Source organism: Campylobacter coli LMG 9860 (assembly GCF_000254135.1).
Lineage (GTDB): Bacteria > Campylobacterota > Campylobacteria > Campylobacterales > Campylobacteraceae > Campylobacter_D > Campylobacter_D coli.
Map to the genome: position 1 here is coordinate 1 of NZ_AINS01000074.1, position 671 is coordinate 671.

A 671-nucleotide genomic window follows, 5' to 3' on the forward strand; every position below is an offset into this window, starting at 1 on the left:
TTATAAATAATATTATATAGTTATATATAAAAATTTTTACAAAAGATAAGGAGCAAAAATGATTTATGAAAAAAAATTAACTAAAAAAGAAATATTTTCTTATGCAATTTTTATAGCAATTATCGCTTTAATTTGCATTTTTAAAAATGAAATTTGGGAATTTGTAAAATTTATTTTTTCTAATTTAGATTTCATATGTGGTAATTTTGCAAATTTTGTAAGCGAAGATAATATAATATTTTTTCCAGTTACAACTCTTTTAATAGTATTTACTATAGCTATTTGTGCTGTTTGGGGATTATCTAATGTTTTATCTCTCTCATTATTTATAATGCCTATATTTGTCGCAGTTTTTTATATTTTTAATATTGATATAAGTTTAAAAAACCTTTATAGCTCTTATTTTATATTTTTAATCATTATTAATGGTCTTTTATGGAGTGCAAATCAAAGATGAAAAAAATTACAATAGTAGCATACGCAATATGTTTTTTATCAGGCTTATGGTTTTTATTTAGTGCTATTAAAGAGCATTTTGGCATTTTATCTTTTATTCTTGGAATTGCACTTATTTATTTTGGTGTTATTAATATAAAAAGAATTTTGAATGATTCTAACGAGAATAAAGAAAGAGAAAGAGAAGAGCTAATCTTGAAAAAGATAGGAGAGTA

Annotated in this window: 1 protein-coding gene and 1 pseudogene; both read left to right on the forward strand. The window is 21.6% G+C overall.

All coding sequences use genetic code 11. The features are described from left to right. Positions 1-58: 58 nt before the first annotated feature. Positions 59-457 carry a hypothetical protein gene (locus tag CCO88_RS08600; RefSeq protein WP_002840178.1) on the forward strand — a complete coding sequence of 133 codons (399 nt, stop codon included), beginning with the start codon at positions 59-61 and terminating at the stop codon, positions 455-457. Next, a pseudogene (locus tag CCO88_RS08605) lies at positions 454-671 on the forward strand (hypothetical protein); the annotation flags it as partial. The gene CCO88_RS08600 and the pseudogene CCO88_RS08605, both read left to right, overlap by 4 nt.

Excerpts from the sequence above, each read along its gene's own strand:
- CCO88_RS08600 (WP_002840178.1), top strand. The coding sequence starts at position 59 with ATGATTTATGAAAAAAAATTAACTAAAAAAGAAATATTTTCTTATGCA.